This window comes from Streptomyces sp. NPDC006296, assembly GCF_040613235.1.
GTDB lineage: Bacteria > Actinomycetota > Actinomycetes > Streptomycetales > Streptomycetaceae > Streptomyces.
On sequence record NZ_JBEXRT010000006.1, the window covers coordinates 165,185 to 184,196 of the forward strand.

Below are 19,012 nucleotides of genomic sequence, written 5' to 3' on the forward strand. Positions count from 1 at the left end.
ACGGTAACGTTCCGCGCGATGCGGCGGTGTTCGAACAGACACCGCACAGCAAAGCGAAGAGACGGAGCGTCGTCTCGCGGCTCAAGGGGATCGATGACTGAGTATGGCCGGGGCTCCGGCTCCGAACCGTGGCATCCCGAGGACCCCTTGTACGGGGACCAGGGGTGGGGCCACCAGGCCGCCCACGGCCAGGGCCAGTACGACAGCCAGCAGCAGCCGACCTACGCGCAGGACCCGTACGCCCAGCAGGGCTACCAGCAGGATCCCTACCAGCAGCAGCCGCAGCAGGACCCCTACCAGCAGCAGCCCCCGCACGACCCGTACCGGCAGGAACCGCACCAGCAGTACCCGTACGAGCAGTACGGCGCCCCGCAGGATCCGTACGCCCAGCAGCCGCAGCAGCTCCAGCAGCCGTCCCCGCCGCAGTACGACGGCGGCTGGGACACGGGTGCGCAGGCGGCGATGCCGTACGGGGCGCAGCAGCAGTCCCCCTACGGCGACCACTCCGGCGGGTACGGCGAACAGGGCGACCCCTACGGAACCCCTGAGGCCTACCCTCCGCCGCAGCCCCCGGGGCACCGTCAGGAACCGGCGCCGCAGCAGTCGGCTCCGGACTGGGACCCCGAGGTGCCGCAGGAGGAGACGCACCCCTTCTTCACCGGTGCGGACGAGCCGGCCGACGGCGACCGTGCTGCGGGCTCCCGGTCCCGTGGCGGCACCGAGCACGACGACGACCTGGACGACGACCCCCGCGAGTCCCGCAGGGGCGGCGGTGAGCGCCGCGGCAAGGGCAAGAAGAAGAGCCGCAACGGCTGCGCCTGCCTGGGCGTCGCGGCGGTCCTCGTCGGAGGGCTCGGCGGGGTGACCTACGTCGGCTACTCCTACTACCAGAGCCAGTTCGGTGCGGCGCCCGACTACGAGGGCACCGGCACGAGCTCGGTCGAGGTGGAGATCCCCGACGGTGCCTACGGGAACGAGATCGCGACCATTCTGAAGAAGGCCGGTGTCGTGAAGTCGGCCGGCGCCTTCATCTCCGCGCAGAACGGGAAGTACAAAGGAAAGTCCGTCCAGGCCGGTGTCTATCTCCTGAAGAAGGAGATGTCCGGCGAGAGTGCCATGGCGCTGATGCTGGACCCGAAGAGCCAGAACGCCATGGTCATTCCCGAGGGCACGAGTGCCAAGGGCATCTACGCGGCGATCGACAAAAGGCTCCAGCTCAAGGCGGGCACCACGGCGGGCGTCGCGAAGGCGAAGGCCGGGAGCCTGGGACTGCCGGAATGGGCGGACGAGGACCCCAAGGTCAAGGATCCGCTGGAGGGATTCCTCTTCCCCGCGGCCTATGCGGTTCCGAAGGGCTCGAAGCCCGAGGACGCGCTGAAGAAGATGGTCACCCGGGCCAACAAGGAATACAACAAGCTCGATCTCGCAGAGAATGCGAAGAAGCTGAACCTGGCCTCGCCGCTCGACCTCATCACCGTCGCGAGCCTGGTCCAGAAAGAAGGAAAGTACAAACACGACTTCGACAAGGTCTCCCGGGTCGTCTACAACCGGCTCAAGCCGGACAACGTAGAGACCGTGGGACGGCTCGAATTCGACTCGACGGTCAACTACATCCGGGACGAGAGCACGCTGGACGTGGGCGCCGTCGACGACCTGCGCCAGATCGACGACCCGTACAACACCTACCGGATCAAGGGGCTGCCGCTCGGGCCGATCTCCAACCCGGGGACGGACGCGCTGCACTCGGCGATCAGCCCGGCCGACGGCCCCTGGTACTACTTCGTCTCGGTGACCGCGGACAAGACGCTGTTCGCGGAGACGAACGCGGAGCACGAGCGCAACCGCAAGGAATACGAAGAGAACAAGGCGAACCAGTGAGCGTCCCCCGCAGGGCCGCCGTCCTCGGCTCGCCCGTCGCGCACTCCCTCTCGCCGGTCCTGCACCGCGCCGCGTACGCGGAACTCGGCCTGGAGGGCTGGTCCTACGAGCGCTTCGACGTCGACGAGGCGGCGCTGCCCGGTTTCGTCGAGGGGCTGGACCGCTCCTGGGCCGGGCTCTCCCTGACCATGCCGCTCAAGCGGGCGGTCATGCCGCTGCTCGACGCCGTCAGCGACACGGCCGCGTCGGTCGAGGCCGTCAACACGGTGGTCCTCACCGAGGACGGCCGGCGGCTCGGCGACAACACCGACATCCCCGGGATGGTCGCCGCCCTGCGTGAGCGCGGCGTGCGGAAGACCGACTCCGCGGCGGTCCTCGGGGCCGGCGCCACGGCCTCCTCCGCCCTGGCCGCGCTCGCCGGGATCTGCGCCGGCCCGGTCACGGCCTACGTGCGCAGTGCGGCGCGGGCCGACGAGATGCGCGGCTGGGGCGAACGCCTCGGCGTCGACGTGCGGATCGCGGACTGGGACCGGGCGCACGAGGCGCTGCGTGCCCCGCTCGTCATCGCCACCACGCCGGCCGGGACCACGGACGCGCTGGCGGACGCCGTCCCCCGGGATCCGGGCACCCTCTTCGACGTGCTGTACGAGCCCTGGCCCACCCGGCTGGCGGCCGGCTGGGCGACGGCCGGAGGTGCGGTGGTCGGCGGTCTCGACCTCCTCGTCCACCAGGCCGTCCTCCAGGTGGAGCAGATGACCGGCTGCCGGGACGCGCCGCTCGCGGTGATGAGGGCCGCGGGCGAGGCCGCGCTCGGCGGACGCTGACCGGGCACCCCCGGTGCAGGCATTCGCGCGTCGCCCGTCGGTCCGGAGCGAGAGTCCCGAGGCATTCGCGTCGCCCGTCGGTCCGGAGCGACGGGCCCGGCCGGGGCCGGACGGACGGGTGAGGAACCGCCGCGCCTCACCCGCCCCACCTGATTCACGGGAATCAGGCGGCCTCGGAGACCCAGCAGGTCTTGTACGTCAGGATTTCGCTGCCCTCTTTGTTGGCGATCTGAATTCCGATGCCGTAGAGCCCGGCGTCGCTCTGGGCGGTGGTGTACCAGGCGCGGCCGCCCGGGGCGCCGCCGGAGTACGAGTGCCATCCCCAGTACTTGATTCCGCCGCCGTAGTTGCGGGACACGAAGCGGACCTCCGGGTGGTGCCCGTCCGACGCGATGTCGTAGGCGGTCAGCTCCAGGTCGATCGAGGTGACGGTGCCCTTGCTCCACCAGCGGTATCCCAGCTCGCCCTTGGCGCCCGACGACGTGCAGTCGATGTAGCGCCAGTCCGAGTTGCCCTGCCCGGCGTACGCCGTCCCGCCGAGCGTCACCGACAGGCCCAGGGCCGCTCCCAGGGCGAGCGGTATCAGGGATCTACGCATGCGTGCACGTCCTTATGAATTATTTACAAAGTGATCGAGCGGCGATTATCACGTGGCTGTCGATGACACGTCAAACACGTTTCCTTCACTCGGTACGCATGTCATACATGGCATGTGAAACGATGTTAATCATGCATTTTCGGGCCGATCTCCTCACACGGGGACGTCCGTCTGCTGGACCTACGGCGGGTCGCCGCCCCCGGGCGTGGGAGGATCGGGAGCGGCGGGCCGGGGCCGCGCACCCGGTCGCGCCGTCGCAGGTACAGGCGCGAGTATGAGGAGCACCGTTGAGCAGGTTGCGCTGGCTGACCGCCGGAGAGTCGCACGGCCCCGCACTGGTGGCGACGCTGGAGGGTCTTCCCGCCGGTATCCCCGTCACCACCGAGATGGTGGCGGACGCGCTCGCCCGGCGACGGCTCGGTTACGGGCGCGGCGCCCGGATGAAGTTCGAGCGGGACGAGGTCACCTTCCTCGGCGGTGTCCGGCACGGTCTGACGATGGGATCGCCGGTCGCCGTCATGGTCGGCAACACCGAGTGGCCCAAGTGGGAGCAGGTCATGTCGGCCGACCCGGTCGACCCGGACGTGCTGGCCGAACAGGCCCGCAACGCCCCGCTGACCCGCCCCCGCCCCGGTCACGCCGACCTGGCGGGCATGCAGAAGTACGGCTTCGACGAGGCCCGCCCGGTCCTGGAGCGCGCCAGCGCCCGGGAGACCGCGGCCCGCGTCGCCCTCGGCGCCGTCGCCCGCTCCTACCTCGAGGAGACCGCGGGCATCGAGATCGTCTCCCACGTCGTCGAGCTGGCCGCGGCCAAGGCGCCCTACGGCGTCCACCCGAAGCCCTCCGACGTCGAGCGGCTCGACGCCGACCCGGTGCGCTGCCTGGACGCCGAGGCGTCGAAGGCGATGGTCGCGGAGATCGACCAGGCCCACAAGGACGGCGACACCCTCGGGGGAGTCGTCGAGGTGCTGGCCTACGGCGTCCCGGTCGGACTCGGCTCGCACGTCCACTGGGACCGCCGTCTCGACGCCCGCCTCGCCGCCGCGCTGATGGGCATCCAGGCCATCAAGGGCGTCGAGGTCGGCGACGGCTTCGACCTCGCCCGGGTCCCCGGCTCGCAGGCGCACGACGAGATCGTCGCCACCGAGGACGGCATCCGGCGCAGCTCGGGCCGCTCCGGCGGCACCGAGGGCGGGCTGACCACCGGTGAGCTGCTGCGGGTCCGCGCCGCGATGAAGCCCATCGCCACCGTGCCCCGCGCCCTCGCCACCGTCGACGTGGTGACCGGCGAGGCGGCCAAGGCCCACCACCAGCGTTCCGACGTGTGCGCCGTCCCGGCGGCCGGCATCGTCGCCGAGGCGATGGTCGCCCTGGTGCTGGCCGACGCGGTCGCGGAGAAGTTCGGCGGCGACAGCGTGGCCGAGACCCGCCGCAACGTGCAGTCGTACCTCTCCCACCTGCAGATCCGGTGAGCGCGCCGCTGATCGTCCTGGTCGGCCCCATGGGGGTCGGCAAGTCGACGGTGGGCGAGCTGCTCGCCGCCCGGCTCGGGACCACCTACCGCGACACCGACGCGGACGTCGTGGCCGCGGCCGGCAAGTCGATCGCGGAGATCTTCTTCGACGAGGGCGAGGAGCACTTCCGCGCCCTGGAGGGCCGGGCGGTCCGCGAAGCGCTCGCCGGGCACCCGGGCGTGCTCGCGCTCGGCGGCGGTGCGGTGCTCGACGCGTCGACCCGTGCCCTGCTCGCCGGCCACCGGGTCGTCTACCTGTCGATGGACGTCGACGAGGCGGTCAGGCGGGTCGGGCTCAACACCGCCCGCCCCCTGCTCGCCGTCAACCCGCGGCGCCAGTGGCGCGAGCTCATGGACGCCAGGCGCCCTCTGTACGAGGACGTGGCCGACGCGACCGTCGCGACCGACGAACGCACCCCCGACGAGGTCGCCCAGGCGGTCCTCGACGCAACGCGACTGCCGGAGCGCACGGGCGAAGCCGTGCCCTCCGGCCGGGAGAACCCGACGATGACCGAGCAGCACACCACCCGCATCCAGATCGCCGGCACGGCGGGCACCGACCCGTACGAGGTGCTCGTCGGACACCGGCTCCTCGGCGAGCTGCCGCAGCTCATCGGCGACCGCGCCAAGCGGGTCGCCGTGCTGCACCCCGAGGCGCTCGCCGAGACCGGCGAGGCGGTCCGCGAGGACCTCGCCGCCCAGGGCTACGAGGCGATCGCGATCCAGCTGCCGAACGCCGAGGAGGCCAAGACCGTCGAGGTCGCCGCCTACTGCTGGAAGGCGCTCGGCCAGACCGGCTTCACCCGCACCGACGTCATCGTCGGCGTCGGCGGCGGTGCCACGACCGACGTCGCGGGCTTCGTCGCCGCGTCCTGGCTGCGCGGGGTCCGCTGGATCGCGGTCCCGACGACCGTGCTCGCCATGGTCGACGCGGCGGTCGGCGGCAAGACGGGCATCAACACCGCCGAGGGCAAGAACCTCGTCGGGGCCTTCCACCCGCCCGCCGGGGTGCTCTGCGACCTCGCCGCGCTGGACTCGCTGCCGGTCCACGACTACGTCTCCGGCATGGCCGAGATCATCAAGGCCGGCTTCATCGCCGACCCGGTGATCCTCGACCTCGTCGAGGCGGACCCGGAAGGCGCCCGCACGCCCGCCGGACCGCACACCGCCGAGCTGATCGAGCGCTCCATCCGGGTCAAGGCCGAGGTCGTCTCCAGCGACCTCAAGGAGTCCGGCCTCAGGGAGATCCTCAACTACGGGCACACCCTGGCCCACGCCATCGAGAAGAACGAGCGCTACAAGTGGCGCCACGGCGCGGCCGTCTCCGTCGGCATGGTCTTCGCCGCCGAGCTCGGCCGGCTCGCCGGACGCCTCGACGACGCCACCGCCGACCGGCACCGCGCCGTCCTGGAGTCCGTCGGGCTGCCGCTCACCTACCGCGGCGACCAGTGGCCCAAGCTCCTGGAGAACATGAAGGTCGACAAGAAGTCCCGCGGCGACCTGCTGCGCTTCATCGTCCTGGACGGCATCGGCAAGCCCACCGTGCTCGAAGGCCCGGACCCGGCCGTGCTGCTCGCCGCCTACGGGGAGGTCTCCGCGTGACGGTCCGCAGGGTCCTCGTGCTCAACGGCCCGAACCTCGGCCGGCTCGGCTCCCGCGAGCCCGACGTGTACGGGGCGACCTCCTACGCCGGTCTGGTGGACACCTGCCGGACCCTCGGCGAGGAGCTCGGCTTCGACGTCGAGGTCCGCGAGACCAACGACGAGGGCGAGCTGATCCGCTGGCTCCACGAGGCGGCCGACGGCGCCGTACCGGTCGTCCTCAACCCGGGGGCGTTCACGCACTACTCGTACGGGATGCGGGACGCGGCGGCCCAGCGCACCGCCCCGCTGATCGAGGTGCACATCTCCAACCCGTACGCGCGTGAGGAGTTCCGCCACACCTCGGTGGTCGCCCCGGTCGCCACCGGCACCGTCGCGGGGTTCGGCATCGGCTCCTACCGGCTCGCCCTGCGGGCCCTCGCCGACGAACTGCCGGACTGACCCCGGGCACTTCGTGCCCTCCCCGCCCGTTCACCGCAGGGCGGCCGGGGAGGGTACGGTTGCCGTCGATCAGCGCCCAATGCCTGTACGAGACGGAGTGGCACCGGATGCAGCACGCAGTGGGGGCCCCGCTGCCGCCCCAGGGTTCCGGGAACGGACCGTGGACGGCACCGGCCCAGCACGCAGGCCACCCCGGCCAGGCGGGGCCGCCCCTCCCGCCCCCCGCGCCCGGGCACCAGCCCCCGGCGCCCCAGCCGCCCGGCCCTCCGCACGCTCCGGTCCCGGCCTCCCGGGAGACCACCGGACACATCCAGCTGCCGCCGGGCGGCCCCGTCCCGCTGCCCGCCCCGCCCGCGGAGCCCGGCACCGGCGCCGCGACCCTGGCCGTGCTGCTCATCGGTCCTGCCGGAGCGGGCAAGACCACGGTCGCCAAGCTCTGGGCGGGCCGCCGCCGCGTCCCCACCGCCCACGTCTCCCTGGACGACGTCCGCGAGTGGGTCTGCTCCGGCTTCGCCGACCCGCAGACCGGCTGGAACGACCACTCCGAGGCCCAGTACCGGCTGGCCCGGCGCACCTGCGGCTTCGCCGCCCGCAACTTCCTGGCCAACGGCATCTCCTGCATCCTCGACGACGCGGTCTTCCCCGACCGGCCCGTCGTCGGCCTCGGCGGCTGGAAGCGGCACGTCGGCCCCGGACTGCTGCCCGTCGTGCTCCTGCCCGGACTGGAGGTCGTCCTGGAGCGCAACGCGGCCCGCAGCGGGAACCGCCGGCTCTCCGACGAGGAGGTCGCCCGGATCCACGGCCGGATGGCCGGCTGGTACGGCTCCGGCCTCCCGATCATCGACAACTCCACCTACGACGTGGAGACCACCGCCCGGGTCCTGGACGACGTGCTGGCCCGCTCCATAGCCAGCCCGCCGGCCTGGTAGCGCCCCGGGCCGTTCCCGGTCGGGTGCGCTGCGCGGGCGGGGCGCCGTCCGCGCTCGTACGCTCGAAAACATGTCAGAGGTGTACGCCGTCCGACGCGGGCTGCTGCGGGACCGGTTCGCCGCCGCCGGCTCAGAGGCCGCCGTGGTCTCCCGCCCCGCGAACGTCCGCTATCTCGCCGGCGGAGCCCCGCCCGGCTCCGTCCTGCTGCTCGGCCCCGGTGAGGACGTCCTGCTCCGCCCCCGCGCACCGGGCGGCGAACCCGGCCGCACGCGCCTCGACGAACGGCTGCGGGTGACCGTCCTGCCCGGGTCCGACGACGACCCGGTCGTCGCCGCGGCGGCCCTCGCCGCCGGTCTGCGTGCCGGTTCCCTGGCGGTCGAGGAGCACGACCTGACGGTCGCCCGGCACCGCGCCATGGGGGACGCCGCCCCCCGTCTGCGCCTGGGCGACCTCGGCGGTACCGTCGAGCAGCTGCGCCTGGTGAAGGACGAGGAGGAGATCGCCTGTCTGCGGATCGCCGCCGAGATCACCGACCAGGCCCTCGGTGAACTCCTCGAATCCATCCTGGTGGGGCGCACCGAACGGCACCTGGCCCTGGAGCTGGAGCGCCGGCTGGTGGACCACGGAGCCGACGGCCCGGCCTTCGCCACCTCGGTGGGCACCGGCCCGCACTCGGGGCAGGGCCGTCACCTGCCCACCGACCGCAGGGTCGAGGAAGGCGATTTCCTCTCCGTCGGCCTGGGCGCGAACTACCGCGGGTACCGCTGCGAGATCGGCCGGACCTTCGTCATCGGGACCAGCCCCGCGGACTGGCAGATCGAGCTCTACGACCTCGTTTTCGCCGCTCAGAGGGCCGGACGGGAGGCCCTGCTGCCGGGTACCGCCTACCGCGACGTGGACCGCGCGGCCCGCCATCCGCTGGACTCGGCGGGCCACTCGGACGGTCTCCCGCCCAGCACCGGGCACGGGGTCGGGCTCGAAATCGACGAGGACCCGCAGTTGGCACCGACAGCCATGGGTAAACTGGACGCTTGCGTGCCGGTCACCGTCGAACCGGGGGTCCACCTCCCGGGCCGGGGCGGCGTCCGGATCGATGACACGCTCGTCGTGCGCCCCGAGGCGGACGGCGGACCCGAGCTACTCACCATTACGACCAAGGAGCTGCTCGCGCTCTAGGGGAACCCTGGCGGGGACTCCGGCGCGCACCCTTGGCCGTCCACCAGCTTCAGTCCAGGAGATTCCGCAACCGTGGCTTCCACGAACGACCTCAAGAACGGCCTGGTGCTCAAGCTCGACGGAGGCCAGCTCTGGTCCGTCGTCGAGTTCCAGCACGTCAAGCCCGGCAAGGGCCCCGCCTTCGTGCGCACCAAGCTCAAGAACGTGCTCTCCGGCAAGGTCGTCGACAAGACGTTCAACGCCGGCGTGAAGGTCGAAACGGCCACCATCGACCGCCGGGACATGCAGTTCTCGTACATGGACGGCGAGTACTTCGTCTTCATGGACATGGACACGTACGACCAGCTCATGGTCGACCGCAAGTCCGTCGGCGACGCCGCCAACTTCCTGATCGAGGGCTTCACCGCCTCCGTCGCCCAGCACGAGGGCGAGGTGCTCTACGTCGAGCTGCCCGCCGCGGTCGAGCTGACCATCCAGCACACCGACCCGGGTGTCCAGGGCGACCGCTCCACCGGTGGCACCAAGCCCGCCACCCTGGAGACCGGTTACGAGATCGGCGTCCCGCTCTTCATCACCACGGGCGAGAAGATCAAGGTCGACACCCGCTCGGGCGACTACCTCGGCCGGGTGAACAGCTAACCGTGGCTGCCCGGAACAAGGCCCGCAAGCGCGCCTTCCAGATCCTGTTCGAGGCCGACCAGCGCGGTCAGTCCGTGCAGACGGTCCTCGCGGACTGGGTGCGGCTCTCGCGGACCGACGACCGTCAGCCGCCGGTCGGTGAATTCACGATGGAGCTGGTCGAGGGGTACGCGCAGTACGCGGACCGGATCGACGACCTCATCGTCACCTACGCCGTGGACTGGGAGATCGACCGCATGCCGGTCGTCGACCGGAACATCCTGCGGCTCGGCGCGTACGAGCTGATCTGGATGGACACCACCCCGGACGCCGTGGTGATCGACGAGGCGGTCCAGCTGGCCAAGGAGTTCTCCACGGACGACTCCCCGGCCTTCGTGAACGGCCTGCTGGCCCGGTTCAAGGACCTCAAGCCGAACCTCCGCCGGGAGCAGTGACCCCGGCGGCTCCGCGCCGCACGAAGGGCCCACGGACCGACAGGGCCGTGGGCCCTTCGGCGTACCCGGGGCCCACCGGGAACGCGGCCGGCCGGTGCGGGGCGGACATGACAACGCCGGGCCGGCCGGGGCCGAAGCCCCCGCCGACCCGGCGGTACGTGCTGCGCGGTGCCGGTCAGCCCTCGTCGTGGGCCACCGCGCGACGCGCGTCGGCGTCCAGCACACCCCAGCTGATCAGCTGCTCGGTGAGCACGGACGGCGACTGGTCGTAGATCACGGCCAGGGTGCGCAGGTCGTCCTGGCGGATCGAGAGCACCTTGCCGTTGTAGTCACCGCGCTGGCTCTGGATGGTGGCCGCGTAACGCTGGAGCGGGCCGGCCTTCTCCGGCGGCACGTGGGCCAGGCGCTCCAGGTCGAGGACCAGCTTCGGCGGCGGCTCGGCGGCACCGCCGGGGGTCGTGCCCGGCAGGAGCTCCTGCACCGGGACGCCGTAGAAGTCGGCCAGCTCGGCAAGGCGCTGCACGGTCACGGCGCGGTCGCCGCGCTCGTAGGAACCGACCACGACGGCCTTCCAGCGGCCCTGCGACTTCTCCTCCACGCCGTGGAGGGAGAGACCCTGCTGGGTGCGGATGGCGCGGAGCTTGGCCCCGAGCTGCTTTGCGTATTCGCTGGACATAAGGCTCCCCGGACGCTGGAACATTCTGCGGCTGGGCCGCGTGGCTGGTAACTCACTGTGAGGTTACGCAGCGTTACATGGATGCGTCAAGCCGAAACGGTCCGGACCGGTGCCTCCCGGGGGCCGGGCCAAGGCCTCACGCAAGCCCTGGTAACGTGGATGACGCAATTTCGACGTCCTTTAACGTCCGTCCAGTGAGGCGGAGAAGGAGGTCCGTTTCTTATGGACGCACAGCACGACCACCCCGGCAATGCGGCACGCCCCGTTCTGGAGGCTCCCGACATCGCCCGGGCACTGACCCGGATCGCCCACGAGATCGTCGAACGCGCCAAGGGCGCCGACGACGTGGTGCTTCTCGGCATCCCGACCCGCGGGGTCTTCCTCGCCGGCCGGCTGGCCGAAAAGCTCGAGGAGATCACCGGCCGGAAGACGCCGGTCGGGTCGCTCGACATCACGATGTACCGCGACGACCTGCGGATGCGTCCGGCGCGCGCCCTCGGCCGCACCGAGATCCCCGGCGAGGGCATCGAGGACCGTCTCGTCGTCCTCGTCGACGACGTGCTCTTCTCCGGGCGCACGATCCGCGCCGCGCTCGACGCGCTCGGTGACATCGGCCGGCCGCGTGCGGTGCAGCTCGCGGTCCTCGTCGACCGTGGCCACCGCGAGCTGCCGATCCGCGCCGACTACGTCGGCAAGAACCTCCCCACGTCGCTGCGGGAGACGGTCAGGGTCCAGCTCGCCGAGGAGGACGGCCGCGACGCCGTGCTGCTCGGTGTCAAGCAGACCGCTCCGGCAGGCGAGCAGTAGCCGAGTCCCGTCCCGTGCGTCCCACCGGACGCACGGCTGCCTCCGCACGCCCGCCTGATCCCTCCACCCTTCACGGAGACCCTCAGATGCTGCGCCCTCCCGGGGACACCTCCCGGACACCCCGCCACCTGATCTCGGCCGCCGACCTCACCCGCGACGACGCCGTCCTGATCCTCGACACCGCCGAGGAGATGGCCCGGGTCGCGGACCGGCCGATCAAGAAACTCCCCACCCTGCGTGGACGAACGGTCGTCAACCTTTTCTTCGAGGACTCGACCCGGACGCGGATCTCCTTCGAGGCCGCTGCCAAGCGCCTCTCCGCCGACGTCATCAACTTCTCCGCGAAGGGCTCGTCGGTCTCCAAGGGCGAGTCCCTCAAGGACACCGCCCTGACCCTGGAGGCGATGGGCGCCGACGCCGTCGTCATCCGGCACGGCGCCTCCGGAGCCCCGTACCGCCTGGCCACCTCGGGCTGGATCGACAGCGCCGTGGTCAACGCCGGTGACGGCACGCACGAGCACCCCACCCAGGCCCTGCTGGACGCGTTCACCATCCGCCGCCGGCTGGTCGGCCCCGACGCGGGGATCGGGCGCGACCTCGACGGCCGCCGCGTCACGGTCGTGGGCGACATCCTGCACAGCCGGGTGGCCCGCTCCAACGTGCACCTGCTGCACACCCTCGGCGCGCACGTCACGCTGGTGGCCCCGCCCACCCTCGTGCCGGTCGGCGTCGAGCAGTGGCCCTGCGACGTCAGCTACCGCCTCGACGACGTGCTGCCGCAGTCGGACGCGGTCATGATGCTCCGTGTGCAGCGCGAGCGGATGAACGCCGCCTACTTCCCGACCGAGCGCGAGTACTCCCGGCGCTACGGCCTGGACGGCGAGCGCATGGCGAGGATGCCGGAGCACGCCGTCGTCATGCACCCCGGCCCGATGGTCCGCGGCATGGAGATCACGGCCGAGGTCGCCGACTCCGACCGCTGCACCGCCGTCGAACAGGTCGCGAACGGCGTCTCCACCCGCATGGCCGTCCTGTACCTGCTGCTGGGCGGTTCCGAGACCGCCCTGCCGTCCGCAGCCGCCCGTACCGAGGAGAACAAGTGACCATGAGCAAGATCCTGATCCGCGGCGCGAAGATCCTCGGCGGAGAGCCGCAGGACGTCCTCATCGAGGGCGAGACCGTCGCCGCCACCGGCACCGGGCTCGACGCCGAGGGCGCCACCGTGATCGAGGCCGCGGGCCGGATCCTGCTGCCCGGCCTCGTCGACCTGCACACCCATCTGCGGGAGCCGGGCCGCGAGGACTCCGAGACGGTCCTCACCGGTACCAAGGCCGCCGCCGTCGGCGGATTCACCGCCGTCCACGCCATGGCCAACACCTTCCCCGTCGCCGACACCGCCGGCGTCGTCGAGCAGGTCTGGCGGCTCGGCAGGGAGTCCGGCTACTGCGACGTGCAGCCCGTCGGCGCCGTCACGGTCGGCCTGGAGGGCAAGCACCTCGCCGAGCTCGGCGCCATGCACGACTCCGCCGCCGGGGTGAAGGTCTTCTCCGACGACGGCAAGTGCGTCGACGACGCCGTGATCATGCGCCGCGCGCTGGAGTACGTGAAGGCCTTCGACGGCGTCGTCGCCCAGCACGCCCAGGAGCCCCGCCTCACCGAGGGCGCCCAGATGAACGAGGGCGTCGTCTCGGCCGAGCTCGGTCTCGGCGGCTGGCCCGCCGTCGCCGAGGAGTCGATCATCGCCCGCGACGTGCTGCTCGCCGCCCACGTCGGATCGCGCGTGCACATCTGCCACCTGTCGACCGCCGGCTCCGTGGAGATCGTCCGCTGGGCCAAGTCCAAGGGCTGGGACGTCACCGCCGAGGTGACCCCGCACCACCTGCTGCTCACCGACGAGCTCGTCCGCACCTACGACCCCGTCTACAAGGTGAACCCGCCGCTGCGCACCGAGGCCGACGTCATGGCCCTGCGCGAGGCGCTCGCCGACGGCACCATCGACTGCGTCGCCACCGACCACGCGCCGCACCCGCACGAGGACAAGGACTGCGAGTGGGCCGCCGCGGCCATGGGCATGGTCGGGCTGGAGACCGCGCTCTCCGTGGTCCAGCAGACGATGGTGGACACCGGACTGCTCGACTGGGCGGGCGTCGCCGACCGCATGTCGCTGCGCCCCGCGGCCATCGGCAGGCTCGAAGGACACGGCCGGCCCGTCTCGGCGGGTGAGCCCGCCAACCTCACCCTGGTCGATCCGGCATACCGTGGAGCTGTGGACCCCGCGGGCTTCGCCTCCCGCAGCCGCAACACTCCCTACGAGGGTCGCGAGCTGCCCGGCCGAGTGACCCACACCTTCCTGCGGGGCCGTGCCACGGTCGTCGACGGGAAGCTCGCGTGACAACACTCACCCCCACCCATCAGCTGTACCGGCTGGCCGCGGACCAGAAGTCGGCCGAGGTGACGGACTGGTCCGCCCGCATCAGCTGGGTCCTCGCACTGGTCGTCCTCGTCGCCTTCGTCTACTGGCTCATGCGCCAGGGATGGAAGTGGCGGGGCAGCCTGCAGTCCGGGCTCCCCGGGCTCCCGGCCACCCCCGAGGGGTTCGAGGACGGCGAGAAGCTCCTCACCCTCACCGGCCGGTACCACGCGTCCACGACCGCCGGGCAGTGGCTCGACCGGATCGTCGCGCACGGCCTCGGCACCCGCAGCCGGACCGAGCTGACCCTCACCGCACAGGGCCTGGACGTCGTCCGTCCCGGCGCCGCCGACTTCTTCGTGCCGGCCGCCGCCCTGCGCGAGGCCAGGCTCGACAAGGCGCTCGCCGGCAAGGTCCTGCCCGAGGGCGGCCTGCTGGTCATCACCTGGGCGCACGGCGACCGGCTGATCGACTCGGGCTTCCGCTCCGACCGCGCGGCCGAGCACCGGGCCTGGGTCGACGCCGTCAACCGCCTCGCCGGCACCGCCGGCGACCACCTCACCGCCACCACCACCACCAGCACGACGGAAGGCACCGCACGATGACGACCTCCACCCGGGGAGCAGGAAAAGCTCCCGCCGTACTCGTCCTGGAGGACGGCCGCTCCTTCCGCGGCCGTGCCTACGGGGCCGTGGGGGAGACCTTCGGCGAGGCGGTGTTCTCCACCGGCATGACCGGCTACCAGGAGACCCTGACCGACCCCTCGTACCACCGCCAGGTCGTCGTCATGACCGCCCCGCACGTCGGCAACACCGGCGTGAACGACGAGGACCCCGAGTCGGGACGCATCTGGGTCTCCGGCTACGTCGTGCGCGACCCCGCCCGGGTGCCGTCCAACTGGCGCTCCCGCCGGTCGCTGGACGAGGAACTCGTGAGCCAGGGCGTCGTCGGCATCAGCGGCGTCGACACCCGTGCGCTCACCCGCCACCTGCGCGAGCGCGGCGCGATGCGCGTCGGCATCTTCTCCGGCAACGCCGTCCAGGACGAGGGCATACTGCTGGCCAAGGTGCGCCAGGCGCCCGAGATGACCGGCGCCGACCTCGCGGCCGAGGTCGCCACCAAGGAGGCGTACGTCGTCCCCGCCGTCGGCACCAGGAAGTTCACCGTCGCGGCGATCGACCTCGGCATCAAGGGCATGACCCCGCACCGCATGGCCGAGCGCGGCATCGAGGTCCACGTGCTGCCCGCCACCGCCACCCTGGAGGACGTGTACGCCGTCCGGCCCGACGGCGTGTTCTTCTCCAACGGCCCCGGCGACCCGTCCACCGCCGACCACCCGGTCTCGGTCATGCGCGGCGTCCTGGAGCGGAAGACCCCGCTCTTCGGCATCTGCTTCGGCAACCAGATCCTCGGCCGCTCGCTCGGCTTCGGCACCTACAAGCTGAAGTACGGCCACCGGGGCATCAACCAGCCCGTGCAGGACCGCACGACCGGCAAGGTCGAGGTCACCGCGCACAACCACGGCTTCGCCGTCGACGCCCCGCTCGACCGGGTCTCCGACACGGAGTTCGGCCGCGCCGAGGTCTCCCACGTCTGCCTGAACGACCAGGTCGTCGAAGGGCTCCAGCTGCTCGACCAGCCGGCCTTCAGCGTCCAGTACCACCCCGAGGCGGCCGCGGGCCCGCACGACGCCGCGTACCTCTTCGACCGTTTCGTCACCCTGATGGAGGGCCAGCGTGCCTAAGCGCTCCGATATCCGGTCCGTCCTGGTCATCGGCTCCGGTCCGATCGTCATCGGACAGGCCGCCGAGTTCGACTACTCCGGCACCCAGGCCTGCCGGGTCCTCAAGGCCGAGGGCCTGCGCGTCATCCTGGTGAACTCCAACCCGGCGACGATCATGACCGACCCGGAGATCGCCGACGCCACCTACGTCGAGCCGATCACCCCCGAGTTCGTCGAGAAGATCATCGCCAAGGAGCGCCCCGACGCGCTCCTCCCGACCCTGGGCGGCCAGACGGCGCTCAACACCGCGATCTCCATGCACGACAACGGCGTGCTGGAGAAGTACGGCGTCGAGCTCATCGGCGCCAACGTCGAGGCCATCAACAAGGGCGAGGACCGCGACCTCTTCAAGGGCGTCGTCGAAGCCGTCAAGGCCAAGATCGGGTACGGCGAGTCCGCCCGCTCCGTCATCTGCCACACCATGGACGACGTCATCGCGGGCGTCGACACCCTGGGCGGCTACCCCGTCGTCGTCCGCCCCTCCTTCACCATGGGCGGCGCCGGCTCCGGCTTCGCCCACGACGAGGAGGAGCTGCGCCGCATCGCCGGACAGGGCCTCACGCTCTCGCCCACCACCGAGGTGCTCCTGGAGGAGTCCATCCTCGGCTGGAAGGAGTACGAGCTGGAGCTGATGCGCGACAAGAACGACAACGTCGTGGTCGTCTGCTCCATCGAGAACTTCGACCCGATGGGCGTCCACACCGGCGACTCGATCACGGTCGCCCCGGCGATGACGCTCACCGACCGTGAGTACCAGCGGCTGCGCGACGTCGGCATCGCGATCATCCGCGAGGTCGGCGTCGACACCGGCGGCTGCAACATCCAGTTCGCCATCGACCCCGCCGACGGCCGGGTCATCGTCATCGAGATGAACCCGCGCGTCTCCCGGTCCTCCGCGCTCGCCTCCAAGGCCACCGGCTTCCCGATCGCGAAGATCGCCGCCAAGCTGGCCGTCGGCTACACGCTGGACGAGATCCCGAACGACATCACGGAGAAGACCCCGGCGTCCTTCGAGCCGACCCTCGACTACGTCGTCGTCAAGGCCCCGCGCTTCGCCTTCGAGAAGTTCCCGTCCGCCGACTCCACCCTCACCACCACCATGAAGTCGGTGGGCGAGGCCATGGCGATCGGCCGCAACTTCACCGAGGCCCTCCAGAAGGCGCTGCGCTCGCTGGAGAAGAAGGGCTCGCAGTTCGCCTTCACCGGGGAGACCGGGGACAAGGCCGAGCTGCTCGCCGAGGCGGTCCGCCCCACGGACGGCCGCATCAACACCGTGATGCAGGCGATCCGCGCCGGCGCCACCCAGGAGGAGGTCTTCGACGCCACGAAGATCGACCCCTGGTTCGTCGACCAGCTCTTCCTGATCAAGGAGATCGCCGACGAGCTGGCCGCCGCCGAGCGCCTGGACACCGACCTGCTCGCCGAGGCCAAGCGGCACGGCTTCTCCGACGCCCAGATCGGCGGGATCCGCGGTCTGCGCGAGGACGTCGTGCGCGAGGTCCGGCACGCGCTCGGCATCCGGCCGGTCTACAAGACCGTCGACACCTGCGCCGCCGAGTTCGCCGCGAAGACCCCGTACTTCTACTCCTCCTACGACGAGGAGAGCGAGGTCGCGCCCCGCACCAGGCCCGCGGTGATCATCCTCGGCTCCGGTCCGAACCGCATCGGCCAGGGCATCGAGTTCGACTACTCGTGCGTCCACGCCTCCTTCGCCCTGCACGACGCGGGCTACGAGACCGTGATGGTCAACTGCAACCCCGAGACCGTCTCCACCGACTACGACACCTCCGACCGGCTCTACTTCGAGCCGCTCACCCTGGAGGACGTGCTGGAGATCGTGCACGCCGAGACGCTGGCGGGCCCCGTCGCCGGTGTCGTCGTCCAGCTCGGCGGCCAGACCCCGCTCGGCCTCTCGCAGGCGCTCAAGGACAACGGCGTGCCCGTCGTCGGGACGTCCCCCGAGGCGATCCACGCCGCCGAGGACCGCGGCGCCTTCGGCCGGGTCCTCGCCGAGGCCGGACTCCCGGCCCCGAAGCACGGCACCGCCACCACCTTCGCCGAGGCCAAGGCCATCGCCGACGAGATCGGCTACCCCGTCCTCGTGCGCCCGTCGTACGTGCTCGGCGGCCGCGGCATGGAGATCGTCTACGACGAGGCCCGCCTCTCCTCGTACATCGAGGAGTCCACCGAGATCAGCCCCACCCGGCCGGTCCTGGTCGACCGCTTCCTCGACGACGCGATCGAGATCGACGTCGACGCGCTGTACGACGGCACCGAGCTCTACCTCGGCGGCGTCATGGAGCACATCGAGGAGGCCGGCATCCACTCCGGCGACTCCGCCTGCGCGCTGCCCCCGATCACGCTCGGCGGCTACGACGTCAAGCGGCTGCGGGCCTCCACGGAGGGCATCGCCAAGGGGGTCGGCGTCCGCGGACTGATCAACATCCAGTTCGCGCTGTCCGGGGACATCCTCTACGTCCTGGAGGCCAACCCGCGCGCCTCCCGGACCGTCCCCTTCACCTCGAAGGCGACCGCCGTCCCGCTCGCGAAGGCCGCAGCCCGCATCTCGCTCGGCGCCACCGTCGCGGAACTGCGTGCCGAGGGCCTGCTGCCGAAGACCGGTGACGGCGGCACCCTGCCGCTGGACGCGCCGATCTCCGTCAAGGAGGCCGTCATGCCCTGGTCGCGCTTCCGCGACATCCAGGGCCGCGGCGTCGACACGGTCCTCGGCCCGGAGATGCGCTCCACCGGCGAGGTCATGGGCATCGACTCCGTCTTCGGCACGGCGTACGCCAAGTCGCAGGCCGGGGCGTACGGCCCGCTGCCGACCAGGGGACGCGCGTTCATCTCGGTCGCCAACCGCGACAAGCGCACGATGATCTTCCCGGCCCGCGAGCTGGTCGCCCACGGCTTCGAGCTGATGGCCACCTCCGGCACCGCCGAGGTCCTCAAGCGCAACGGCATCAACGCCACCGTCGTGCGCAAGCTCTCCGAGGGCGAGGGCCCGAACGGCGAGAAGACCATCGTCCAGCTGATCCACGACGGCGAGGTCGATCTCATCGTGAACACGCCGTACGGGACGGGCGGCCGGCTCGACGGCTACGAGATCCGCACCGCGGCCGTCGCCCGGTCCGTGCCGTGCCTCACGACGGTCCAGGCGCTCGCCGCCGCCGTCCAGGGCATCGACGCGCTCAACCACGGCGGGGTCGGCGTCCGGTCCCTCCAGGAGCACGCGGAGCACCTCACCGCCGCCCGCGACTGAGGTCCCCGACCGGCCGGGCCGGCCCGCGGAGTCCGCTCCA

General features: G+C 71.5%; 17 protein-coding genes. 15 read left to right on the top strand and 2 right to left on the bottom strand.

The annotated features are described in order from the left end of the window. The first annotated feature begins 93 nt into the window (after window positions 1-93). The gene (gene mltG, locus ABZ172_RS06715; RefSeq protein WP_356880857.1) at window positions 94-1,878 is read left to right on the top strand and encodes an endolytic transglycosylase MltG; all 1,785 of its coding nucleotides are present in this window, start codon (window positions 94-96) and stop codon (window positions 1,876-1,878) included. Next, a complete protein-coding gene (locus ABZ172_RS06720; protein ID WP_356880859.1) occupies window positions 1,875-2,702 on the top strand; it encodes a shikimate dehydrogenase in 828 nt (275 codons plus the stop codon). Before mltG ends, ABZ172_RS06720 begins: the two co-directional genes overlap by 4 nt. A gap of 163 nt (window positions 2,703-2,865) precedes the next feature. Here the strand turns inward: ABZ172_RS06720 and ABZ172_RS06725 are convergent, their stop codons facing one another. After that, window positions 2,866-3,300 (bottom strand): hypothetical protein, encoded by a 435-nt coding sequence (locus tag ABZ172_RS06725; RefSeq protein WP_356880861.1) that lies wholly within the window; start codon window positions 3,298-3,300, stop codon window positions 2,866-2,868. 287 nt (window positions 3,301-3,587) lie between these two features. On the opposite strand from ABZ172_RS06725, the gene aroC reads away from it, so the two are divergent. From aroC to nusB, 7 genes are all read left to right on the top strand, one after another. After that, the gene (gene aroC / locus ABZ172_RS06730; RefSeq protein WP_356880863.1) at window positions 3,588-4,772 is read left to right on the top strand and encodes a chorismate synthase; all 1,185 of its coding nucleotides are present in this window, start codon (window positions 3,588-3,590) and stop codon (window positions 4,770-4,772) included. Next, the gene (gene aroB, locus ABZ172_RS06735; protein ID WP_356880865.1) at window positions 4,769-6,415 is read left to right on the top strand and encodes a 3-dehydroquinate synthase; all 1,647 of its coding nucleotides are present in this window, start codon (window positions 4,769-4,771) and stop codon (window positions 6,413-6,415) included. Before aroC ends, aroB begins: the two co-directional genes overlap by 4 nt. Continuing rightward, window positions 6,412-6,855, top strand: a complete 444-nt coding sequence (gene aroQ, locus ABZ172_RS06740) for a type II 3-dehydroquinate dehydratase (protein ID WP_356880867.1) — start codon at window positions 6,412-6,414, stop codon at window positions 6,853-6,855. Before aroB ends, aroQ begins: the two co-directional genes overlap by 4 nt. Window positions 6,856-6,962: 107 nt before the next feature. After that, window positions 6,963-7,784 carry a Pro-rich N-terminal domain-containing protein gene (locus ABZ172_RS06745; protein WP_356880869.1) on the top strand — a complete coding sequence of 274 codons (822 nt, stop codon included), beginning with the start codon at window positions 6,963-6,965 and terminating at the stop codon, window positions 7,782-7,784. A gap of 70 nt (window positions 7,785-7,854) precedes the next feature. Next, window positions 7,855-8,961 carry an aminopeptidase P family protein gene (locus tag ABZ172_RS06750; RefSeq protein ID WP_356880871.1) on the top strand — a complete coding sequence of 369 codons (1,107 nt, stop codon included), beginning with the start codon at window positions 7,855-7,857 and terminating at the stop codon, window positions 8,959-8,961. Window positions 8,962-9,033: 72 nt separating this feature from the next. Further along, window positions 9,034-9,600, top strand: a complete 567-nt coding sequence (efp, locus tag ABZ172_RS06755; RefSeq protein ID WP_014157376.1) for an elongation factor P — start codon at window positions 9,034-9,036, stop codon at window positions 9,598-9,600. A gap of 2 nt (window positions 9,601-9,602) precedes the next feature. Beyond that, window positions 9,603-10,034 (top strand): transcription antitermination factor NusB, encoded by a 432-nt coding sequence (gene nusB / locus ABZ172_RS06760; protein ID WP_356880873.1) that lies wholly within the window; start codon window positions 9,603-9,605, stop codon window positions 10,032-10,034. A gap of 175 nt (window positions 10,035-10,209) precedes the next feature. Here the strand turns inward: nusB and bldD are convergent, their stop codons facing one another. Then, entirely contained in the window at window positions 10,210-10,710 is a 501-nt protein-coding gene (bldD, locus tag ABZ172_RS06765) for a transcriptional regulator BldD (protein ID WP_014157378.1), read from the bottom strand. 222 nt (window positions 10,711-10,932) lie between these two features. On the opposite strand from bldD, the gene pyrR reads away from it, so the two are divergent. From pyrR to carB, 6 genes are all read left to right on the top strand, one after another. Continuing rightward, window positions 10,933-11,517, top strand: coding sequence for a bifunctional pyr operon transcriptional regulator/uracil phosphoribosyltransferase PyrR (pyrR, locus tag ABZ172_RS06770; protein ID WP_356880875.1), 585 nt, complete (start codon window positions 10,933-10,935; stop codon window positions 11,515-11,517). Window positions 11,518-11,603: 86 nt separating this feature from the next. Continuing rightward, entirely contained in the window at window positions 11,604-12,620 is a 1,017-nt protein-coding gene (locus tag ABZ172_RS06775) for an aspartate carbamoyltransferase catalytic subunit (protein ID WP_356880877.1), read from the top strand. Window positions 12,621-12,622: 2 nt separating this feature from the next. Continuing rightward, entirely contained in the window at window positions 12,623-13,909 is a 1,287-nt protein-coding gene (locus tag ABZ172_RS06780; protein ID WP_356880879.1) for a dihydroorotase, read from the top strand. Beyond that, window positions 13,906-14,532, top strand: coding sequence for a hypothetical protein (locus ABZ172_RS06785; RefSeq protein ID WP_356880881.1), 627 nt, complete (start codon window positions 13,906-13,908; stop codon window positions 14,530-14,532). The genes ABZ172_RS06780 and ABZ172_RS06785 overlap by 4 nt, the downstream gene beginning before the upstream one ends. Then, window positions 14,529-15,671 carry a glutamine-hydrolyzing carbamoyl-phosphate synthase small subunit gene (gene carA / locus ABZ172_RS06790; RefSeq protein WP_356880883.1) on the top strand — a complete coding sequence of 381 codons (1,143 nt, stop codon included), beginning with the start codon at window positions 14,529-14,531 and terminating at the stop codon, window positions 15,669-15,671. Before ABZ172_RS06785 ends, carA begins: the two co-directional genes overlap by 4 nt. Continuing rightward, entirely contained in the window at window positions 15,664-18,972 is a 3,309-nt protein-coding gene (gene carB / locus ABZ172_RS06795) for a carbamoyl-phosphate synthase large subunit (RefSeq protein ID WP_356880885.1), read from the top strand. The genes carA and carB overlap by 8 nt, the downstream gene beginning before the upstream one ends. Window positions 18,973-19,012 lie beyond the last annotated feature (40 nt).